This is a genomic window from Bacillus sp. SIMBA_074, from assembly GCF_046534555.1.
GTDB classification, from domain to species: domain Bacteria; phylum Bacillota; class Bacilli; order Bacillales; family Bacillaceae_G; genus Bacillus_A; species Bacillus_A mycoides.
Genome location: NZ_JAWRYM010000078.1, coordinates 1 through 1,018, shown reverse-complemented (window position 1 = coordinate 1,018; position 1,018 = coordinate 1). Strand labels below are relative to the sequence as shown.

At 35.8% G+C, this 1,018-nt stretch carries 1 pseudogene; it reads left to right on the top strand.

Going from position 1 to position 1,018, the window contains the following annotated elements:
• A pseudogene (locus SB773_RS29855) lies at positions 1 to 983 on the top strand (IS3 family transposase); the annotation flags it as partial.
• Positions 984 to 1,018: the final 35 nt, after the last annotated feature.

Sequence of the window (1,018 nt, the reverse complement as noted above, 5' to 3'; positions counted from 1 at the left end):
AATATAAAACCAGTAGTTGAAGGATCAATCGAAGCCTTACAAGCGGAAAATGAACGTTTACGTATGGAAAATGCATATTTAAAAAAGTTGAATGCCTTAGTTCAAAACAAGGAAAAATCACAAAACAAGACAAAGCGGAAGTAATCTATGAGTTAAGGCATGAATTTCCTGTTAAGGAGTTACTTAAACTCGCTAATATTCCGCGTAGTACGTACTATTATTGGATAAAACAGTTCAATCGTCCTGATCCAAATGCGGAGGTAAAAGCACTGATTCAAGCTATTTATGATGAACACGATGGGTGTTATGGCTATCGTCGTATTCGCGATGAACTTATGAATCGTGGGCACAAAGTAAATCATAAAAAGGTGTATCGTCTTATGAAAGAATTAGGGTTAAAATGTCTGGTTCGTATAAAAAAATATCGCTCTTATAAAGGGACAGTTGGGAAAATTGCGCCGAATATTTTAAATCGCAACTTCCAATCTGAAAAACCAAATGAGAAGTGGGTTACAGATATTACGGAGTTTAAGTTATTTGGGGAGAAGTTATATCTATCGCCAATATTGGATTTATTTAATGGTGAAATTATCACCTATACCATTGGTTCAAGACCTACCTATTCCCTTGTTTCAACAATGTTAGATCAAGCTTTTGAACGTGTAACAGATCAGGATAAACTCCTCATTCACTCTGATCAAGGCTGGCACTATCAAATGAAACAATACCGTCATTCTCTTACGAAGTGTGGCATAACTCAAAGTATGTCTCGTAAAGGAAACTGTTATGACAATGCCGTTATTGAAAATTTCTTCGGTATCATGAAATCGGAATTTCTGTATCGAAAAGAATTTGAAAGTATAACACATTTCAAACAAGAATTAGCAAAGTATATAGAATACTATAATCATAAAAGAATTAAGGCAAAATTAAAGGGTATGAGCCCGGTACAATACCGGGCTCATACCCTAGAGGCTGCCTAATGAAACGACCTGTCTAACTTTCGGGGGTCACTTCA